A 20166-nucleotide genomic window follows, 5' to 3' on the forward strand; every position below is an offset into this window, starting at 1 on the left:
TCTAACATATATATTGTGCATAACAAAAAGACTTGCCGTTTTAATAACGACAAGCCCTGTAACCATCCTATAATATAGCTCTATTTTTCATCCTGTTACTATTCAAATAATTCCAGAAAGAGGCGAGCCTGCTTGGATAAGTAACGTTCTTTCATCCAGATCACTGCCGATTCCATTTTCAGCGAGGTATCTTTGAGATTTAGAATTCGATATTTAGGATTCGCCGCATGCTGAACAAAAAATGCAGGGAATATAGCAGCACCCAAACCGGCATTTACTAGAGCCAAAACGGATTCCACATTATTGCTTTCACATAATATATTCGGTGTGATCCCCAGTTTACTGCATTCATTTAAAATGATCGGCTGCAATCCACTTTGACTGTCCCGTTTTAAAATTATCCAAGGAATATCTTTCAATTCGTACAGAGACACGTCGTGGCCTGTGAAGTCCCCTCCTATATTATTCGGAACAGCACACGCCAATCCATGATCCCCAAAAATTCGCACAGAGAAATCGTCCATAGGGATAGGTAAATTCACAAAAGCTAAATCAATTGTTCTGTCCTTCAGCAGCCCAATCAGTTGCTGGGGTTCATGTTCCAATATTTTAAAGGTGACCAAAGGATACTTATTCGAGAATATCCTAATCTTCTCTGCAATCAGACCTGAATAAAAGTCGTAAATCCCTATATTCAGTTTCCCCCTTAGACCCTCTGCCGTCTCCATCACTTCACAACGTGCATCTTCTATAGATTGCAGGATCTTAACAGCTTGCTGATATAAAACTTCCCCCGATTGTGTCAAATAGAGCCTTTTCCCGTGGCGTTCGAACAAACTAACCCCTAGCTCCTCTTCAAGCAGTTTCACCTGTTGACTTAAAGGGGGTTGGGCTAAATTCAATAACTTGGCCGCCTTTGTTATATTCTGATCCGAGTCCACAATGGTTACGAAGTAACGCAACTTGCGTGTATCCATTAAAGCCCTCCTCCTTCACTTACAACATAGACGAGCTTTAATAAGTATAGACAATCTCTTCATTTTTTAATAGTTTCTTGCGAATGCAAAGCAAAAGCACTCCATACATAATAAAGAACCCCTCTCATCAAGGGGCTAGTCTAAAAAAGAAATAGCAAAACGGGAATCGTCACCAGCGAAAAAATAGTAGACATAAATATGCCCTTCGTGACCAGTTCAACATCCGCGTCATATTCCAGACATAACATGGACACATTGCCGGCTGTCGGCAAACTTGTTAAAATAACGGCTATCCCCAAAATCATTGCGTCTTGAATAAAAAATTGAAGAATAAACCACAGCACTCCTGGGATTAGTACGATTTTCAAGAAGGTAAATTGATATAACGTCTTATCTTTTATAACATCCCTTATACTTACTGCAGCTAGAGTAGATCCAATAACGATCATCGCCAGTGGTGTGGTAACACTCCCAATAGTCGCTAACAGTTTAACAAGTGGAAGTGGAACCGGTATGTCTAGGATAAATATGACTAAGCCTAAGATTGCTGAAATAATACCTGGATTAATCAAATTTTTAAAAATTCCTACACGACTCGCATCATCCTTCTGAATAATGGAAATCCCATACGAAAAAAGACTTATATTAAATAACATCATATATATCGATACATAAAATATGGCACTCTCACCATAAATACTAGAAATAATAGGAATACCCATAAACCCTAGGTTGCTATACACCAGCATGATTTCATAAGTTTTATTCATTTTCAGCTTTTTCACAAAAAATCTACCGAAAATAGGAGTTATAATAAACACTGCCATCGCTACTGCGAATACGGTCATAGCTTCCATTTTGTTGTCCATATTCTGACCAATCGATGAACTGATTATCGTCGCCGGGATAGCAATATTAATAATAAGCTTAGAGAAACTCCTATCACTACTTTCGTCTAAAATCCCTCTTTTATTCGCTATAAACCCAATAGCCATTAAACCAAATAATATCAAGATTTGTGTTATGATCATCTCTATCATTTATCCTTTCCGTCAACGTCAGAACTTTATTCAGCGCGACAGAAAAATCCTACCATAGGTCAAATCATATTCCAAATATATATATAATCTAGTTTTAATACTTAAAAGATATAAGCACTTATAACATCAACACTTTAACTTACAATCCATTGTTTGCAATTACATCTTTATACCAATAGAAACTCTTTTTCCGCTTTCTTTCGAGCGTCCCATTTCCTTCATTGTCTAAATCAACATAAATAAATCCATATCTTTTCTCCATTTCGGAAGAAGAATAACTGACAAGATCTATCACGCCCCAACTGGTGTAACCCATGAGCTCCACACCATCCAGAATAGCCTCGTGCATTTCCTCGAGATGAGCTTGGAAATAAGCGATTCGATAATCATCCTGAATTGTTCCGTCATCTTCTATTTTGTCATGCGCTCCAATTCCGTTCTCTACAATAAATAGCGGAACTTGATACCGGTTGTAGAGATCGTTCAGAGAAATCCGAAGACCAATGGAGTCGATTTGCCATCCCCAAGCATTGGTTTCTAAGTATGGATTCTTTACGCCCCCCATAGTGTTTCCGCTAACTTTCTCTAGACCCTCGCTTTCAGCGCTGGCAACCAATGACATATAATAGCTAAATGAAATGAAATCGACCAGATGTGATTTTAAGATTTCATCATCACCCTCTACCTTATGAATATTTATACCTTTATCACTGAAGAAGCGTTTAATAAAGTTAGGGTATGCTCCACGTACCATCACATCTGTAAAGAAGTAATTGAACTGGTTATCCTTAAAGGCGGCCAGAACATCTTTGGGACTACAGGTATGGGGATACATCATGAGCCGAGTTAGCATGCAGCCAATCTTTGACCCAGGAACAATTTCATGGCAGTACTTTACTGCCAGTGCACTAGCTACGAATTGGTGATGCAATGCTTGATAAACAGCTTGTTCAACATTGTCATGACGATTTGGAACAATCCCGCCACTAGTAAATGGATGACGTACTATACTGTCAATTTCATTAAACGTAACCCAAAGCTTCACTTTGTTTTTATATCTTTCAAACACCGCTTTACAGAAAGTAATAAAAAATTCTACGACACGCCGATCTGTCCATCCCCCATATTCATTAACAAGGTGCATCGGCATTTCATAATGGGATAAAGTAACTAGTGGTTCTATCCCTTGCCTATGCATTTCATCAAACAAATTATCGTAAAATTTCAACCCAGCTTCATTAGGATGTTCTTCATCACCATTCGGGAATATCCGTGTCCATGCTATGGATACCCGCAAGGTTTTTAAGCCCATCTCTCCGAATAAGGCGAGGTCTTCTCGATATCGGTGATAGAAATCAATACCTCTGCGTTTTGGATAATCCCGGTCTGAAGCATCCTCCATAGCCATCTGAATCTGCTCTTCACCCACCGTATTATGTTTTTTATAGTCACTTTTGCTTAGATTCTTTTTGTATATCGCTATATCAGCGGTTGATAATCCCTTACCTTCTACATTCCAAGCTCCTTCCGCCTGATTAGCCGCAATTGCCCCTCCCCACAAAAAACCTTCAGGGAATTTTCTTTTTAAATGTTCTATCACTTTTATGGCTCCTCTCTAATTCCGATGAATAACACGGTTAATATGAATAATTAGATACATCATTTCTTCATTTGATATGGTGTACTCGAATTTCGCTTCTATATAATGTTTGATAGATTCGACGCATCGTTCTTCTTCCGGATATTTATTTATGATCTGCCCCAAAAGTTCATGATCATGAGATTCCAGCATCTTGTTTTCTAGTAAGCGTTGGACAAAAAACTGCAAATGGGTTAAAAAACGTGAGTAATTAATACTCTGGGTATTAAGTTCAATTCCATATTGAATTTTGATAATGTTAAGTATGTCTTTTACTGTACTCGTCATGAGTAGGACCTGATTCATATTGTCATCGGTTTGTTGAGCATTAACCAGATGGAAGGCTATATTAGCCGCTTCTTCTTCTGGCAGCAAGATTCCCACTTCACGCTCAATAAGTTGAAGGGCTTGGACTCCAATACCAAATTCAACTGGATAAAACTTTCTGACTTCCCAAAGCATCCGGTTCTGAATTGTAAGATTATCTTTATGACGTTTGACCGCCATATATAAATGATCCGTCAGAGAGATATATAAATGTTCGCTGAGGTGCCTGGAAAGAACGGTTTTGGCATTAGATATGATTTCGTCCGCAAGAATCAAGTACTCCTGGGGAGTTTCCTTCATTAAAGCAGTCAAGTTGGAAGACATGCTTTCATTTTCAAGCACATATACCTTTTCGATCTCGTCCTCATCAATACTGTCACCCGGTCTGCTTTTATACCCGATGCCTTTGCCCATTACGATAACTTCTTTTTGATCTGCACGCTTGGCAAGAACGATGCTCGTATTGAGAACTTTTACTACTTCCATATAAAATGACCTCTCACTTTCCAGGCATATTTTCTTTTTCCAAGTTAAAACGCAGTAATCAGCGGCTTATCTGGTCCAGTTAAACCTGGGCTATCATGACCCAGAACTTCCAGATAGTCAGCCGAATTTGTGACGATAACCGGTGTAGTGGTATCAAATCCTGCCTTTCGGATCTCATCAAGGTCGAACTCCATCAGCAGCTGCCCGTGCCGGATCTCATCGCCTTCTTTCACATGGAGATTAAAATGCTGACCTTTTAATTTCACAGTATCAAGCCCTACATGAATAAGTAATTCAATGCCGTCAACTGATCTTAACCCAATGGAGTGCTTTGTACGGAAGACTGTTTCCACAGTGCCGTCAAACGGGGCTACAACTTTTCCGTTAGCAGGTTGAATCGCCATCCCTTGGCCCATCGCCTCTTGAGCGAAAGCCTCATCGTTAACCTCACGAAGCGGCAATACAGTTCCTTCAATCGGTGCAAAAACAACATATTTAGCTTTGGTATTTTGCGGTTTAATTGGCTGTTCGGCAAGCTTGTCTTTTCCGTCAGCCAACGTTGGCTCACCTGAAGCGGGTACAGCTCCCTCATCATTGAAACCGAGGATAAAAACAGCCACAAACGTAACGATGATGGAAATAGCCATGGTAATCAAAGCGTTTATGAGGTTTGAGCTGTCCTCGCTGATAAACATAGGAAGCGAAGCCAAGCCTGGACCAACAGCAGCATATCCCTTAAGATTCACCAGCCCAGCGTATAGTCCAGCCGTTCCCGCACCGATCATACAGGCAAAAAGTGTTTTTTTCAGACGTAAATGTACTCCATATAGAGCTGGTTCAGTAATTCCGAATAACCCAGATATTCCAGCGGGCAAAGCAATCTGTTTCAATTTAGAGTCTTTAGTCTTTACAGCAACGGCTAAAGCGCCTGCTCCTTGGGCCATATTGGAAGCCAGCATAGCAATCAATACCAACGTTTCGTAACCTGGTGATGCGATAGCGGCAAAAATAATCGGGTAAAACACTTTATGCATCCCGAACATAACGATTAACGGCATCAAAATGGAGAGAATGACAACCGTTAACCAACCGATCCGATCCTGTATCCAGAAAACACCGCTGGAAAGCCCTGTACCTACATAATTCCCCAACGGCCCCAAGGCAATCAAAGCAACGGGAGCAACAATTAGAATAGTAATGAGTGGCTTAAGGAAAATTTTTACCGGTCCAGGTGAAATCTTATCCGCAAATTTTTCAATGTAAGACATAAACCAAATCGTTAAGATAATAGGGATAACAGAAGTTGCATAGGTGACAGAAGCAACTGGGAGCCCAATAAAACGAACAGGTTCTTCACCGCCAAGCAAACTGATTAAATTCGGATGCAGTAAAACCCCTCCTAAAGCAACTGAAACATAAGGGTTTGTTTTGAATTTTTGCGAACTTGAAAAGGCTAGTAATAGCGGAAGGAAATAAAAAGCAGAATCTGCCATCACACTAAGGATCGTATAGGTCTGCCCTTCCTTAGAGAGAATCCCGGTTACGGTGCTTAATAGAAGCAGCGCCTTTAGCATTCCGGCAGCAGCAATTGCAGGTATTATAGGCTGAAAGATCCCCGATATGATAGCAGCAAAGCTATTAAACAACCCTTTTAGGCTACGGTCAGGTTTTGCTGATATCTCCTGCGCTGGAGCAGTCTTGTCTGAATCGAGTAATTTTACCATTTCGTTATAGACATACCCTACATCATTTCCAATAATGACTTGATATTGTCCGCCACTATAAACAGCTCCCATAACTGGAGTCAAAGCTTTAATTTCCTCTGTTTTCGCGAGACTAGGATTGTGGAGGTTAATTCGCAGTCGGGTCGAACAATGGATAACCCCGCTAATATTCTGATTTCCGCCTACTTTGTCAAAAATCAACTGAGCCGTTTCTTTGTAATTCATATGGGATACACCCGCTTTCCTCAAATAGGGAACAAAAAAAGACCTAAAGAGGGTAGGAAAATTTCTCTACCCAATTTAGGTCTTGCCTGCCGAACAGTAACACGCCTGTATTGGATTACGCTTTATGAAGTTATAGTGAATTATATAAGTATTATTATAAGCAGCGATTCCCGGGTCATTTCGCCTAAAACGCTTACATGCACACTATATCATCTGCTAATCGAAAATGCAAGAGCTTCTGTGACAGGTTATTTTTGTATTTTATTTGCTCAATTCTTTCAGAGCCCGCACGCTCAGGGTAGCAAAATATTCTGCTGCTGGAAGCAGCAGGGTCTCATCGGGCGCAAACTTTGGATGATGTAGATTATAGGTAGTCCCTGATCCGATCATTACAAAAGCTCCAGGAATCGTTTGCAGATAATAAGAGAAATCCTCTCCTCCCATCTGGGGACCTATCTCAAGAACTCGATAGCCTTGCTCTTCAGCCACCGAACTCATAAATGCAGTCCATCTGGAATCATTTATGGTTGCAGGCGGTCCAGGATACCAGTGCAACAACGCTTCTGCCCCAGCGGCTGCAGCCAACCCCTGAATAATTTGCTCCATTCGGCGGGGAATCGCCTGCTGAATCGATGTATTTAAAGTTCGAACTGTTCCTTCAAGGACCACGGTTTCCGGAAGCACATTCCATGTATTTCCTCCGCTAATCCGTGTTATGCTCACTACTACAGATTCTAGTGCACTAATAGATCGGCTGCTAATGGTCTGCAAAGCCAGCACAATTTGTGAAGCCAACACAATCGAATCTGTACCTTTCTCCGGTAACGCAGCATGAGCTCCCGTTCCGTTAATTGTAATTTCAAATCGGTCTACGCCTGCAGTAATTGCACCTACCCTGGTTCCTAATTCACCTACCGGAAGTTCGGGCCAATTATGCAAGCCGAAGATTGCTTCAACATCTTTGAGACCTCCAGAATCTATGATCTGTTTGGCTCCATGTCCAGTCTCTTCAGCAGGCTGAAAAAGGATACGCACAGTTCCAGACAATTCTTTCTCCCGCTCTTTAAGACTATAAGCGGCTCCCAGAATCACTGCCGTATGTACATCATGTCCGCAAGCATGCATCTTCCCGGCCACTTGAGAGCTATAGGGCAGCCCCGTCTCTTCTTGTATCGGAAGAGCGTCAATGTCTGCACGAATGGCTATGATGGGTGCTTGTCCTGTACCGATCTGCGCGACGAGTCCTGTTCGTAGAGAGGGTGTATCCAAGATATGAATTTCCGCTTCTTCTAACCAGTCCCTCAGCTTGCGAGTTGTCGAATATTCCTCGTTGGATAACTCCGGATTTTCATGCAAATTATTACGAATCTCCTGCAATTTCTGCTCCAAGTTCTTCAATGCATTTCCTCCTAATGACTAGACAATAGCCTTATTCTAGATAACGTCCCATTTCCTCCGTGTACATGTGGATGAACCTAAGGATGATCCTCTGCTCTTCAGGAGAATAATTGTCGAATTCTCTATCAATATCTGAACTTCTCGCCTCATGTAGTTGATAGTGACCTTCAAAGGCTCCTTGTCCCAGTTCAGTCAGTCTAAAATACACTTCCTTCTTGTTCCCTTCAACCTGATATTTCGAAACAAGACCTTTCGCTTCCAGCTTGGATAATAATTTGGAAGTGGTGCCTTTGGTAATGTTAAGAACATTTGAGATTTCTGTTAATTTACAGTCGGGATGATGCCCAATCGCTTCAATCATATGAATTTCAGATAAATATAAGACGACCCCAGAAGTATACTCTCTTGGTCTCTTGTTCAGTGCATTATAAACTTCGAACATTCGAACCAACGCGCGGTCCAGTTCAACATGAAATTTCTCCAATCTTTAACGCCCCTCTTGAAATTTTGTTTTCTTACGAAACAATTTCATACTATACGTACTCCACAAGATTCGTCAAACAAAAATTTCATTCTCATCAATGCCCTTGACGAGTTCAAAGGCAATCTCATGTTGAAAGCTGGGTCGCGGTATTCTCTAGGTTGTTTTAGTAAGTATCACCGAGCATAGGACGAATACTAATCTCTTCCACAACTGCCTGTGGGCTTAGCTCCAGCATCATCTCAACGATCTTGGCTATATCATCTGATGCAAGGAATCTATCCTCAGCAATCCCTTCTCCCGGTACTCTTCTTTCAGTAAATGTTGCCCCAGGATGAATGAGGGTCACGCCTACACCGGATGTTTTTAGTTCCTCTCTTAAGCCACGGGCATAATTGCTCAAGGCTGCTTTGGATATAGCATAAAAAGAGCTGTCCGAACGAAGAGCCGCCGTTGATCCTATGAAAAATATACGTGGGTAACTTCCGGTCTTAATAGCTGGAAGGAAAGCCTTTACCAAAGCTACATTCGACAGTAGATTCACCTGTAATATACGATCTAGTTCGGCCACATCGGGTTCAATCACCGAACGGCTTGCATCATAGAAGGCTGCAGCATTAAGCACCAGCACATCTGGCGAGAATGAATGTTCCTCAGAATATTTGACAAGCCGGTTAATAGAAGATAAGTCCCCAGCATCTGCAGTCAAATACAATGCATCCTGAGGTAGTACTGCGGCTGCATTTTCGAGATGACGTTCTTCCCGCCCAGATATGAGCAAGCGGTGGCCCCCCGCACCAAGCCTCCGGCTGATTGCAAATCCAATTCCTCCGCTTCCCCCGGTAATTAATATATTCATCGTGTCACCTCCGTGGCTAATTTATTGAAATGTGACTTATTAAATAAAATACTCGGTCTGATCCTCAGGGGGATTATTGATACTGATATAGATCTTCTCCACAATGTTCAGAATCTCGGCATCATTTCTACTGCGCGGTCTTTCAAAAGGAACATCAAAAATCTTATGGATCCGTCCTGGACGTGGACTGAGCAGGACGATACGTGTAGCCAAATATACGGCCTCAGCCACATCATGAGTAATGAAGAATACCGTCTTCTTCTCCTGTTGCCAGATCCGTATGATCTCATCTTGCAGCGTTAGTCGTGTCAGGTGATCGACAGCACTGAAGGGTTCATCCATCAAGATGACTTGTGGATCTGCTACCAGCGTCCGGGCTAAGCCGGCTCGCTGGCGCATACCTCCAGATAATTGATGCGGATATTTGTCAGCAAAACCGCCTAGCCCTACAAGATCAATCGTGCGGATTGCCCGCTCACGTCGCTCTGAACGAGGAACCCCTGCAATTTCCAAGCCGAATTCTATATTTCGGCGAATAGTACGCCAAGGAAATAAAGCGGAATCCTGAAATACAACTCCGATATCTCTGCTCGTTCCAGACTGCACCTTGCCATCCAAAATAATCTCACCAGTGGATTGTTTAAGTAAGCCCGCCACGATTTCGAGCAGCGTGCTCTTTCCGCATCCGCTTGGCCCAAGAACGCAGACGAACTCGCCATCACTCACCTGAAGATTTATATTTTTGAGCGCTAGAGTCTGCTCATCGTCCACACTGGAGTATTCCTTGTTGATGTTACGGAGTTCAATAGTAGGCATAAGCGCTCCTCCCTGTGTGATTATTGCTGCTTCGCATATTTTCCAAGCAGCAGTGTCTTCGCAATCTTTTCGGCAAATGTGTTATCGACAACACCGTCAACAGAAATCGCTTCACGTTGCATGCCATATTTGGTTAGCAGATCTTCAGTAACCTGAAGACGTTTCGTATCGACGATCGGATTGTTCTCCCATAATACAATCTCGGAATTAATAGCCGTCTTAACTGTTTCTTCATCCAGATTCAGATATTCGGCTGCCCAAGGATAAAATTCATCAAGATGAGTTTTGGCATATTCATTCGCATAAAAGTAAACTTCAAGCAAGCGTTCGACAACCTCCGGCTGTTCATCAATCAACTTCTGGCTGGCTACAAGCACACCCGTCTGATATTCGGGAACAAACTCCCAGGTTTTTGCAAGAACATGTCCTGTTCCTTCTTGTTCAGCTAACGTGGCGAATGGCTGGTGAATGATCGTAGCGTCAACTTCACCCTTCACAAAAGATGCATAGGCTTCTTGAAAAAAGTTATTCGCCGCATATTCCACATCATTTTCATAATCAATCCCGTTCTGGCTAAGAACCTCCTTGAGAGTCAAAGGCATGCCACCTGTGGCTTGACCGGTTCCAATGGTTTTGCCTTTCAGATCAGCCCATGTCTTAATCTCCGGTTTGGCAATAATCCAGTAGGCGCCTCGACTTCTCCACATATTGCTGACTATTTTCATCTTAACGCCATTAGCGATGGCTGGAATATAAGTACCTGGGTCACCATCGGCAATGTCTACCTCGCCCGCGCCGAAAGCAGCTACAGGATTGGGAATATCAACGATATCAAGATCTATACCAGCATCGGAATACCAACCTTTCGCTATTGCAAATTGATTGGCTATCCCAGTCATTCCTTTGGCGAAGCCAGCATTGATTTTAACAGGTTCATTGTCGCGGCCTTGCCAAGGAGGGATTCCATCGGCTGGGCTCAAGGACGTAGTTTCCTCATTGTTTGCATTTGAAGGGGACGCGGTAGCTGCAGGGGTATTACTTGTATTGGAATCGTTAGCGGATTTATTGTTCGCAGCATTTGAACCAGGGTTAGATCCACATGCTGTCAAGATGAGGGATAGAATGAGAATTATGGATAACAGGTTGATTGTTTTATTACGCTTCTTCATATGGATCGCACCTACTCTATTTAGATTGATGTGGGCTCGTCATCCAACGGCGGCAAGTGATCCGCTCGACAAGATTGACGATGTTCACGAATAAGACAGACAAGATCGTTACGATGATAATAACGAGATATAACCTTGGTGTATTAAGTACAGCTTGAGACTCATTTAGCATAAATCCTAATCCGCCCTTGGAGGCTGCCATCTCTGCAAAAACAACGCCGGTAATCGCTGTGGCCGCAGTGACCCGCAGCCCGTTGAAAATGCTTGGCAGCGCCGATGGCAGAAGTACCTTGAATACTTTCTGAGCTCTGCTTGCCTTGAAGACCCTGGCTAGTTTGATATGATCGTTCCGAGTCTGTTTGGCACCTGTAACGGTGTTGTAGAGAATATTAAAAAAACAAAAAAGAATAACTAGCACGACCTTGCTCGTAAACCCAATCCCAAACCAGACGATGAGCAGCGGCATAATCGCTGTCTTCGGGATAGCCATTACTGATGCTACCAGTGGATCTATCAGCTTTTCCAATGTTGGGAATGACACGAAGAGTACACCGAGTCCGATTCCGGCAACAACAGATATCAAATAGCCTACTGTAACCTCCTTCAGACTTAAGATCAGATGCGGCCACAATGTATTTTCTTGAATGGTATAGACAAGTTCATTCCAAATTTGTGTTGGTGAAGCCAGGAAAACTCGACTCACCCAGCCTTTGGAGACCGCAATTTCCATCCACCCCAGCAGCAGAATTACAAACGCCACCTGAACAATAATAATCCATAGAGGTTTTTGCCCCGTTCGGCCTTTCCTCTCTTTGGCCATACAGTAACCTCCCTTCTTTGCCTGTTTTGTCAGAAGAAGTCCGACATGCAGCCTCAATCCAAATGATATAGTGAACCGTGAATATCAACATATTGCTGCTGACTTCCAGGTTCTTCGGAACTTAACCCTACAAGGAATGGTCGCTGTCCGCGCAACTTCAAGGCTTCTGCAGCCGGCCCCTCTTCCACAGGCTCGACAAAGCTGAGTACAGTCCCTTGCAGATCAAGAGTCTGCCGATTGCCTCTCAATATAGGATCATAGACAACTTCACCCGCGTAGACGCCGAACCACTTCGCCCATTTTTCGACTGTCTCTTGCAGACGAATCACTGTAAATCCGACCTCACTAAGCTTGAGAAGTCCACGTTCATGTGGAACGATCACTCCGGCCTCCTGCAGCTCTTGCTTCCGCTTCGATTCTTCTCCTTCCCACTGAATGAAGAAGGGAAGTGGGAGCCCGTCTTCTACATCGGCTTCTCCTGCGAATAAGAGCTTCCACTTTAACAGCGTACCGTCCGGTCTTCTGCGACTACCTTCCTCCGGTCCAATTACCTCAAGACCTTGACTGCGCAGATGCGCTGCAAGTCCTTCAATATCATGGGTACGAAGTGCGATTCTGCTAAGCCCTTCCTGGAATCCATCTTCGGCCAACGTTTCTATCAGACCATAACGGCTTGTCCGGTCTCCAAGTGGAAGTAGACTATGATCGTATACACCGATCCACTCGATATAACTGAGATCGAAGTAGCTGAGTGCATTATAAGTCCCAATTTGTTCGTGTCTTCCACCCTGTATGGCACTGATGCCGTAAGGTTCCAATGCTTTAAATACCTGCTCCGGCTGATGTACATAATGAACAATATGGTCAAACTTCAATGTGAACCCGATAATGTCCACCTCCCTTATGGTTTGATAATGATCTTGCCAAAAAATTCTCGCTCTTCAATGATGCGATGAGCTTCCCTGATTTCATCAAGTGGCAATACTCTGTCAATAATCGGTTTCAGCTTGCGACTTTGCACAAGCTCCAGCAGAGTGATCAGATCGCCCGCTTCCCAACCATTGGAGCCGATAATTGTAATTTCACGTACCCACACATACCTCAGATCCGTCACTGCTTCAAAACCAGTCGTTGCACCGCAGGTTAGAATTCGTCCACCTACCCGAGTCGATTTAATACTTTGAGGCCATGTAGCCTTTCCGGTATAGTCAACGACGACATCCGCTCCTTTTTTGCCCGTGTAATTCCAGACTTCTTTCGAGAAATCTGTTTTGTTATAGTTAATGACCAGATCCGCTCCAAGCTCCTTAAGCTTCTCCAACTTGTCATCAGATCCGGCTGCCGCAATAACTTTGGCACCCGCCAGCTTAGCGATGAGCACAGCCGCGTTACCTACACCGCCGCTTGCACCCAGAATCAAAATCGTTTCATTCGCTTGTAGCTTGCCACGGGTAATCAGCATTCTCCAGGCTGTTCCATAAGCAATAGGAAGAGCAGCCGCATCTTCAAAAGAAATCTCATCCGGCAATGGGATCAAATTCTGCGCTGGAACCTTCACATATTCTGCAAGTCCTCCAGTCAGGTCTTCCCCCAGCGCCCCATGACCCGGAATAGATGGATCAATGAGAACCCGGTCACCAGGCTTGGCGTTTAGAACTCCTTCTCCTACTTGTTCCACAACTCCAGAAATGTCCCCACCAGAGATATGTGGCAAAGGGAGCTTTCTCCCCGGAATTCCTCGACGTACAAAAATATCAAGGTGGTTCAGTGAAACTGCTTCAACCTTAACAACAACTTCGTTTAGCCCCGCTTCGGGTTTCGGGTACTCTCCTACAACAACATTATTGCGATCTCCATGTTCAAGAATAAGTGCAGCTCTCATCGTATATCTTCTCCTCTTAGGTTAAATTTTGAATGACTTGCTCTTTTAAAGACATTCGATCAAGCTTGCCCGGTCCGGTAAGTGGCAAAGCATCTACAAAAATGACTCTGCGGGGATGAGCGTAAGCAGGACCATTCAGGATGAAGAACTGCTTCACCTCCTCCTCCTTAAGTTCACCTCTTTTGCCTGTCACAATGACGGCTATAGGAACTTCTCCCTTTACTTCATGAGGAATGGGCAGGACACAGACATCATCAATCGAAGGATGCTTCAGCAGAATGTTCTCCACCTCTTTGGGATACACGTTCTCTCCGCCTACATTCATCATGTCGTCCTTACGTCCAACAATGTAAACAAATCCGCCCTCATCCCTACAAGCTGCATCCCCAGTCTTCAGCCAACCATCTGGTGTAATCTTGCGAGCAGTAACCTCCGGGAGATTCCAATAACCGTCAGCCACTCCCGGGTTGTTCACCCAAAGCTCACCCGTTACATTCGGCCCGACCTCGTTCTCGTGTTCATCCACGATTCGGATCTTACAGCCTGGTACTGGAATACCTGCCGAGCCCGTTCGCTGAACACCCTCCCGGGATTCCAGCACAACGGGTCCCCCTTCGGTAAGTCCATACCCTTCATATACCGGCATCCCCATGAGCAGTTGAACCTCATCCAATAGTTCGCTAGGTGTATCGGAAGAACCGCAGATACCAAAAAGTAAGGACGTAAGATCAAAACCGGGATGCTCTTTAAGATAGTTTATTAACATTCGATAAAGAGCGGGCACTCCCGTCATATATGTAACGCGATGAGTCTCAATGGCTTTCAGGATCTGTTCGGGATCTGCTTTAGGCAATATGACGGCTGAGGCACCAAGCCAAAAAATGGTCTTCATCGTCGTCATGGCATTCTTGTGATAGAGAGGCAGAGAGATGATCACCCGCGTCTCATCCGTTAAACCTCTAAGCTGCGAAGTAGACTGAACATTCCACAACTGCCCTCGGTGAGTTAGCCTGCAGCCTTTGGGGTTTCCGGTTGAACCGGATGTATACGGGAGGAAACAGATATCTCCCTCCTCTGACGGGTACAGTTCCAGACTTAAGGACTGCAGAGGAAGCAATTCATCGTAGGACAATGCAACGGGAGTCTTTTGTTCATTCACGCTGGCGCAGCGTACCAGAATAGAGGCTTCACTGATCTGCTGCACAGCCTGTACCTTCTCACTCAGTTCATCATGAAAGATGAGTACACGGCTGCCGCTATTGCGATACACATAAGCTAACGTCTCCGCACCCAGCTTGGCATTCATCGGCACTGGAATAGCTCCGATCGACATCAAGCCGAAGCAGATTTCCAGGAATCGGTAATCATTGTTAAATAATATACTGACACGATCTCCCGGATTAACCCCAAGGGATAAGAAGAAATTCCCCGCTTGATTCACCCGCTGAGTCAGCTCTGAATAATTCAATGTAATCTGGGGTGTGATCAACGCAGTCTTTGAAGGATATCGAGCAGCAGATTCTTGAATGATGCTTGCAAAATTATACGTATTCATAACTCCTCTCCTTCTAGGGCTGACTTCCTAATAGTTATGGTTACTGCTTCGAGCTGAACAATCCTCGGCCTACAGCAACTTCCTTCTCTGTATGATCTGTTACTGAAATATCTACCAGACTAACCGTTCTTCCCAACTTAACTAAATTGGCCTTGGCATGCAGAGCACCTGGCGCAGCTGGTCTTAAATAGTCAATCCGCAGATCAATAGTGGGTGTGGGCAGATTTACCTTGCGATGTACTGCAAAGTATCCGGCAATGTCAATCAGCGTTGCAATAATTCCACCATGAATATATCCAGCATCCCCTGTAACAAACAGATCATGTTCCGGAAGTAAAATCGTAATTGACTCTTCACTTAATTCTTCTACTTGAACATCCAAAAAGCGGTGATACGCCGAGCTTCTAAGCAAGGCTTCAATCTGCTCTCGGTTGATTGCATCTTTCATGCTGTGTCACCCCCTTTTTGTTTGCCAACGAAACATTTTAATCATACTAAACCGATATGATTTAATTGTCAATATACTTTTTTTCATCCTTTTTTCAATTAAAAAGCGTTGACACTGCGCTATTTCTGGATTATAGTTCATACTAATTTCACAATTCCGATAAATCAGATTAAATTAAAAGGAGATAAAGATGAACCATTCAGAACTGCGCATACATCAAGTGAGATTACCTCTGCCCCTGCGTCTCAATCATGTGAATAGTTATCTCATAGAGGATGAAGAGGGATGGAGCGTAATTGATCCTGGTTTAGCTACAGAGGATACCTTAACGGTCTGGACTGAAGTATTGAAAAACTATCATCTGACTTTCGGCGACATCAAAAGGATTATAGTGACTCATTATCATCCGGATCATTACGGCCTTGCAGGTCTGTTTCAGCAGTGGACGGATGCTGCTGTTTACAGCAGCATGGAAACATTTGAATGGGCAGATCGCATCTTTCACAGCGAATCTATCAGGAAGTCTGCTCAATTTAGCCTAAAGTGTGGGGTTCCAGGTTCGCTCGTAAACAAGATGAGTGAACACCATGAGGAACTGTTTACTTGGGTGAAGCCTATCGAGGGAGCCAAAGTGATCCTAGAACCAGAGGAGAACATTCTATTAGGAGGAAGACAATTTCAAGTTAAATTGGGTAACGGTCATGCGGAAGGGAGTATCGGCTTTCTTAACGAGTCAAGCAAATTATTCATAGGTGGTGACCTTCTGCTTGAGAAAATCACGCCTAATATTACGTATGATTACAGTACCAACACCAATCCCCTACAAGATTATTTTGATACCCTACAAATGCTGCGGACATTACAGATCCAAACTGTCCTTCCTGGGCACGGCAAAGTATTTGAGTTAGCTGAATCGTTCATCGACGGCGTAATTAAGCATCATCTTGAACGTCTTCAGGAGATCCGGTCCATATGGAGAAACTTAAACGCCGAAGAACTCACCCCTTACGAAATTAGCACCTATTTATTCCCTAAGGTAGTCGATCCTGCTTCCCTAAATTTTGCGCTTGGAGAAACGGTAGCGCATTTGCGGTACTTACAGAAGAGGAATGAGCTTAGCATTATAGAACGAGATGAATCGTTATATTGTGTTTTGAACGATGTTCTATGAGTAATTGCCCATTAAAAAGCCGCTGATTGAGAATCAATCAACGGCTTAAATACGTTTTATTACATAATCACCGTCATCAGGTAATCTCCGCGATGCACTTCAGATTCGGATGTCTTCAGAACATCCAGATAATTGGCCGAATTCGTCACAATAACAGGGGTGGCTGTAACGTATCCCGCTGCCTGTATCTGTTCGATGTCAAACAGTAGGATTAATTGACCGCGTTCAACACGATCGCCCTCCTGCACTTGCTTTTCGAAGTGTTTACCTTTCAAGCGAACTGTGTTCACGCCAACGTGGATCAGGATTTCGGCACCTTCGTCGGAAGTGATACCAATAGCATGCCCTGTTGGGAATATCGTTGTAACGATTCCATTAACAGGAGAAGTCAGTCTTCCTTCCGAAGGATCTATGACAATCCCTTGTCCCATAGCCCCAGAAGCAAAAGCTTCATCCGGCAATGATTTAAGAGGTTTGACAGCACCTTGAAGTGGGCTTTCAATCATCTCTTTTTTCAGTACAATCGTTTCCGATGTGATGACAGGAGCTTCTTCATTATTGGCAACTTGTACTGGTTCTTGCTGCGTATCTTTGAAACCAAGGATCATGACAAGAATCAAAGCCAGAACAAAAGCAACGATCAAACCAATGATGACAGAAAGAAAACTTGTTCCTATATATGTTGGCAACGCCAGCAAACCAGGCAAAGAATAGCCCACTGCCTGCGATCCCCCCCCTCCAATGATCGCACCACCAACAGCCCCAGCGATACAGGCATAGATAAAAGGTTTCTTTAGTTTCAGTGTGACGCCATAGATGGCCGGTTCTGTGATTCCGAAGACAGATGTAATCACAGAAGAACCTGCAAGAGTCTTAAGTTGTATATCTTTTGTTTTCAGGAATACTCCCAAGACTGCTCCAGCTTGACTCAAAATTGCTGCAGAAAGCAGTGGTAACATTGTATCGTATCCAAGCTCTGCAATGTTGCCGAGCACGACCGGTACGAATCCCCAGTGTACGCCGAAAATAACAAACACTTGCCAAAACGCACCCGCAACAGCTCCAGCGAGTAACGGACTCTGATTATAAATCCAGCTATAGCCTGTTGCAAGCCCACTGCTGACCATGGATCCTAATGGACCAAAGAGGAGGAAGGTCAATGGAATGACAATCACCAGCGACAACATAGGAACCAAAATGTTTTTCACGGACGAGTGGACAAACGAATTAAACCATTTTTCCACGTACGACTGTACCCAAATGGCCAGAATGATCGGAATGACGCTGGAAGAATAATTCATCAGCACCACCGGAAGACCTAGGAAGGTTAGTTGCTCAGAGGCGCTAACAGCCGCAATAATATTTGGATATACAAGTGCTCCCGCAATGGAGATCGCCACAAACATGTTGGATTTAAATTTGCGTGATGCGGTTACGGCAAGGAAAAGTGGAAGGAAATAAAACACGCTATCCGAAGCAGCATTCAGAATAAGATAGGTTCCACTAGAGCTATCAAGCCATTTAAGAAACAGGAAGAGTGCCACCAATCCTTTTAGTAGCCCAGCCCCGGCCAATGCACCCAACATTGGAGAAAAGATACTCGAAATGATATCAACAGCTTTACCCAGTAACTTGTTTTTTCCGGAGGACTCCTCTTTTTTGGAAGAAGACTCCGCATTTCCGATGTCCGTACCTTCAATCAATTTCTCATAAACCTGTCCCACATTGTTACCAACAACAACTTGGAACTGACCGCTGCTCTCCACCACAGTAATGATACCGGAGGTTTTTAGCAGTGCTTCTTTGTTCGCTTTTTTCTGATCTTTCAATTGAAATCTCAATCTTGTTGCGCAGTGGAAAACTGAATTGATATTCGATTCTCCACCGACAAGTTCAAGAATTCGGGTAGACAATTCTTTGTCGTTCATATACAACTCTCCTCTTTATATATGATGGTTTGCTCAGGTTTTTGTTGTCTTATATGCCCTACTAACGACAATCAACTGCCACAAACAAGAAAAACCTAAACTCGTGGTGAAAAAGGCTGCATACGGATCGCCGCCCATTTCGCCATCAGTTTAGGTTTTGCCTGCATTACCAGTGACACCCTTATGCCGATAAACTTATATTATTTTATTTTATCCAAATGATCCTTTTCCGTTACCCTGTGAATATGAATGGTCAGATATACATACTCATCTTTGCTTAAGGATTGCTGGTATGTGTTCTCCAGAAACTCATTTATTTTGAGAGTACACCTAAATGCATTCGCATAGGTCGTTTTAACTTGGTTATATAAAAAATCCTCGTCCCCTCCACGCAATTCCTTCCGCAACACACGCATTGAGAAGTATTGTAAATGTCTCAAAAATCGCGAAAAATTAATGGAGGACTCATCCAGAACCGTATTGAAATGATACGTTACGATATTAAGAATAGAACGAACCATCTCCGTCATCTTCATCGTTAGTTTCATTTCTTTGCTATCCATTCGAGCATTTACGATATGGAGTGCGATAAAGCTTGCTTCATCCTCACCAAGCTTGACACCGAGAGAATTTTCAATAAATTTCAGCGATTTCATACCAATCTCGAATTCTTTTTTGTAGAAACTTTTGATTTCAAGCAGCATAGCGTTCTTCAGAAAAATATCATTGTTACCCCTTTGTATTGCAAAATGAATATGATCTGTCAATGTTAAATAAATGTTATCGCTGAGGGCTGTGCCCAATACTTCATTTGAATGTGTAACAATTTCATTGACAACCTCTAAGTATGTAACAGGAATGTCATTGAGCAACTCCGTTAACTTGGCAGTAAATTCATTTTCGTTAAGCACAAAAACCTTTTCAATTTTTTCTTCTTCTATAGGGTCTCCCACTACCTTATTAAAAGAAATGCCCCTCCCCATTACGATAACTTCTTTACCCTTCTGATTTTTGGTTAGCAGTACATTATTATTTAATACTTTTTCAATATACATTGCCTTGAAACACCCCCTCAAAAAGTCAGTTTCAATAAAAAATGCCTAAATTAATTACAATGCCATTCATACATGGCACTACAATTAATTTAGGCATTGCCCTAACGGTCACAATCCTTTTATGACTTTAATATAACATAATTTTAAGCGTTTGCAAGCTCTTTTT

General features: G+C 43.3%; 18 protein-coding genes. 1 reads left to right on the forward strand and 17 read right to left on the reverse strand.

Translation table 11 applies throughout. From position 1 onward, the window contains the following. Nucleotides 1–98 precede the first annotated feature (98 nt). The 15 genes from NSQ55_RS22525 to NSQ55_RS22595 all read right to left on the reverse strand — a co-directional run bounded on the left by NSQ55_RS22525 (nt 99) and on the right by NSQ55_RS22595 (nt 15846). Nucleotides 99–977, reverse strand: coding sequence for a LysR family transcriptional regulator (locus NSQ55_RS22525; protein WP_339169232.1), 879 nt, complete (start codon nt 975–977; stop codon nt 99–101). Nucleotides 978–1117: 140 nt separating this feature from the next. Beyond that, complete coding sequence (locus NSQ55_RS22530) at nt 1118–2008, reverse strand: AEC family transporter (protein ID WP_339169234.1); 891 nt, start codon at nt 2006–2008, stop codon at nt 1118–1120. A 148-nt stretch (nt 2009–2156) separates the two neighbouring features. Beyond that, the gene (locus NSQ55_RS22535) at nt 2157–3614 is read right to left on the reverse strand and encodes a 6-phospho-beta-glucosidase (protein ID WP_178944179.1); all 1458 of its coding nucleotides are present in this window, start codon (nt 3612–3614) and stop codon (nt 2157–2159) included. Nucleotides 3615–3632: 18 nt separating this feature from the next. After that, a complete protein-coding gene (locus tag NSQ55_RS22540; RefSeq protein WP_339169236.1) occupies nt 3633–4469 on the reverse strand; it encodes a PRD domain-containing protein in 837 nt (278 codons plus the stop codon). Nucleotides 4470–4513: 44 nt separating this feature from the next. Then, the gene (locus tag NSQ55_RS22545) at nt 4514–6418 is read right to left on the reverse strand and encodes a beta-glucoside-specific PTS transporter subunit IIABC (protein ID WP_339169238.1); all 1905 of its coding nucleotides are present in this window, start codon (nt 6416–6418) and stop codon (nt 4514–4516) included. Between the two features lie 261 nt (nt 6419–6679). Further along, nucleotides 6680–7816, reverse strand: coding sequence for an amidohydrolase (locus tag NSQ55_RS22550; protein WP_339169240.1), 1137 nt, complete (start codon nt 7814–7816; stop codon nt 6680–6682). A gap of 31 nt (nt 7817–7847) precedes the next feature. After that, nucleotides 7848–8300 carry a MarR family transcriptional regulator gene (locus NSQ55_RS22555; protein WP_052097244.1) on the reverse strand — a complete coding sequence of 151 codons (453 nt, stop codon included), beginning with the start codon at nt 8298–8300 and terminating at the stop codon, nt 7848–7850. Nucleotides 8301–8463: 163 nt separating this feature from the next. Next, on the reverse strand, nt 8464–9156 hold the full coding sequence (locus NSQ55_RS22560) for an SDR family oxidoreductase (protein ID WP_339169243.1): 693 nt from the start codon (nt 9154–9156) through the stop codon (nt 8464–8466). Between the two features lie 39 nt (nt 9157–9195). Continuing rightward, on the reverse strand, nt 9196–9972 hold the full coding sequence (locus tag NSQ55_RS22565) for an ABC transporter ATP-binding protein (protein WP_038572752.1): 777 nt from the start codon (nt 9970–9972) through the stop codon (nt 9196–9198). 20 nt (nt 9973–9992) lie between these two features. Next, nucleotides 9993–11141: an ABC transporter substrate-binding protein gene (locus NSQ55_RS22570; RefSeq protein ID WP_038572754.1), complete on the reverse strand. Its 1149-nt coding sequence runs from the start codon at nt 11139–11141 to the stop codon at nt 9993–9995. A gap of 16 nt (nt 11142–11157) precedes the next feature. Further along, nucleotides 11158–11961 (reverse strand): ABC transporter permease, encoded by an 804-nt coding sequence (locus NSQ55_RS22575; protein ID WP_339169245.1) that lies wholly within the window; start codon nt 11959–11961, stop codon nt 11158–11160. A gap of 53 nt (nt 11962–12014) precedes the next feature. Further along, nucleotides 12015–12857 (reverse strand): VOC family protein, encoded by an 843-nt coding sequence (locus NSQ55_RS22580; protein WP_169744797.1) that lies wholly within the window; start codon nt 12855–12857, stop codon nt 12015–12017. 5 nt (nt 12858–12862) lie between these two features. Next, nucleotides 12863–13843 (reverse strand): zinc-binding dehydrogenase, encoded by a 981-nt coding sequence (locus NSQ55_RS22585; RefSeq protein WP_076272228.1) that lies wholly within the window; start codon nt 13841–13843, stop codon nt 12863–12865. Nucleotides 13844–13859: 16 nt separating this feature from the next. Next, a complete protein-coding gene (locus tag NSQ55_RS22590) occupies nt 13860–15398 on the reverse strand; it encodes a class I adenylate-forming enzyme family protein (RefSeq protein ID WP_339169249.1) in 1539 nt (512 codons plus the stop codon). A 40-nt stretch (nt 15399–15438) separates the two neighbouring features. Further along, on the reverse strand, nt 15439–15846 hold the full coding sequence (locus NSQ55_RS22595) for a PaaI family thioesterase (protein ID WP_339169251.1): 408 nt from the start codon (nt 15844–15846) through the stop codon (nt 15439–15441). A 190-nt stretch (nt 15847–16036) separates the two neighbouring features. Here NSQ55_RS22595 and NSQ55_RS22600 point away from each other — a divergent pair, with 190 nt between their 5' ends. Next, the gene (locus NSQ55_RS22600; protein ID WP_339169253.1) at nt 16037–17017 is read left to right on the forward strand and encodes an MBL fold metallo-hydrolase; all 981 of its coding nucleotides are present in this window, start codon (nt 16037–16039) and stop codon (nt 17015–17017) included. A gap of 59 nt (nt 17018–17076) precedes the next feature. Here NSQ55_RS22600 and NSQ55_RS22605 read toward each other — a convergent pair whose 3' ends face one another. Both NSQ55_RS22605 and NSQ55_RS22610 read right to left on the reverse strand, forming a co-directional pair. Beyond that, nucleotides 17077–18945, reverse strand: coding sequence for a beta-glucoside-specific PTS transporter subunit IIABC (locus tag NSQ55_RS22605; RefSeq protein ID WP_339169256.1), 1869 nt, complete (start codon nt 18943–18945; stop codon nt 17077–17079). A gap of 200 nt (nt 18946–19145) precedes the next feature. Continuing rightward, entirely contained in the window at nt 19146–20000 is an 855-nt protein-coding gene (locus NSQ55_RS22610) for a PRD domain-containing protein (protein WP_339169258.1), read from the reverse strand. Nucleotides 20001–20166 lie beyond the last annotated feature (166 nt).

It is taken from the genome of Paenibacillus sp. FSL H7-0943 (assembly GCF_037963265.1).
Classification (GTDB): domain Bacteria; phylum Bacillota; class Bacilli; order Paenibacillales; family Paenibacillaceae; genus Paenibacillus_AQ; species Paenibacillus_AQ odorifer.

What these genes read in the sequence shown, in the direction of transcription:
- NSQ55_RS22525 (WP_339169232.1), bottom strand. Translation starts at nt 977, where the DNA reads ATGGATACACGCAAGTTGCGTTACTTCGTAACCATTGTGGACTCGGAT.
- NSQ55_RS22530 (WP_339169234.1), bottom strand. Translation starts at nt 2,008, where the DNA reads ATGATCATAACACAAATCTTGATATTATTTGGTTTAATGGCTATTGGG.
- NSQ55_RS22540 (WP_339169236.1), bottom strand. Translation starts at nt 4,469, where the DNA reads ATGGAAGTAGTAAAAGTTCTCAATACGAGCATCGTTCTTGCCAAGCGT.
- NSQ55_RS22545 (WP_339169238.1), bottom strand. Translation starts at nt 6,418, where the DNA reads ATGAATTACAAAGAAACGGCTCAGTTGATTTTTGACAAAGTAGGCGGA.
- NSQ55_RS22560 (WP_339169243.1), bottom strand. Translation starts at nt 9,156, where the DNA reads ATGAATATATTAATTACCGGGGGAAGCGGAGGAATTGGATTTGCAATC.
- NSQ55_RS22565 (WP_038572752.1), bottom strand. Translation starts at nt 9,972, where the DNA reads ATGCCTACTATTGAACTCCGTAACATCAACAAGGAATACTCCAGTGTG.
- NSQ55_RS22570 (WP_038572754.1), bottom strand. Translation starts at nt 11,141, where the DNA reads ATGAAGAAGCGTAATAAAACAATCAACCTGTTATCCATAATTCTCATT.
- NSQ55_RS22575 (WP_339169245.1), bottom strand. Translation starts at nt 11,961, where the DNA reads ATGGCCAAAGAGAGGAAAGGCCGAACGGGGCAAAAACCTCTATGGATT.
- NSQ55_RS22585 (WP_076272228.1), bottom strand. Translation starts at nt 13,843, where the DNA reads ATGAGAGCTGCACTTATTCTTGAACATGGAGATCGCAATAATGTTGTT.
- NSQ55_RS22590 (WP_339169249.1), bottom strand. Translation starts at nt 15,398, where the DNA reads ATGAATACGTATAATTTTGCAAGCATCATTCAAGAATCTGCTGCTCGA.
- NSQ55_RS22595 (WP_339169251.1), bottom strand. Translation starts at nt 15,846, where the DNA reads ATGAAAGATGCAATCAACCGAGAGCAGATTGAAGCCTTGCTTAGAAGC.
- NSQ55_RS22600 (WP_339169253.1), top strand. Translation starts at nt 16,037, where the DNA reads ATGAACCATTCAGAACTGCGCATACATCAAGTGAGATTACCTCTGCCC.
- NSQ55_RS22605 (WP_339169256.1), bottom strand. Translation starts at nt 18,945, where the DNA reads ATGAACGACAAAGAATTGTCTACCCGAATTCTTGAACTTGTCGGTGGA.
- NSQ55_RS22610 (WP_339169258.1), bottom strand. Translation starts at nt 20,000, where the DNA reads ATGTATATTGAAAAAGTATTAAATAATAATGTACTGCTAACCAAAAAT.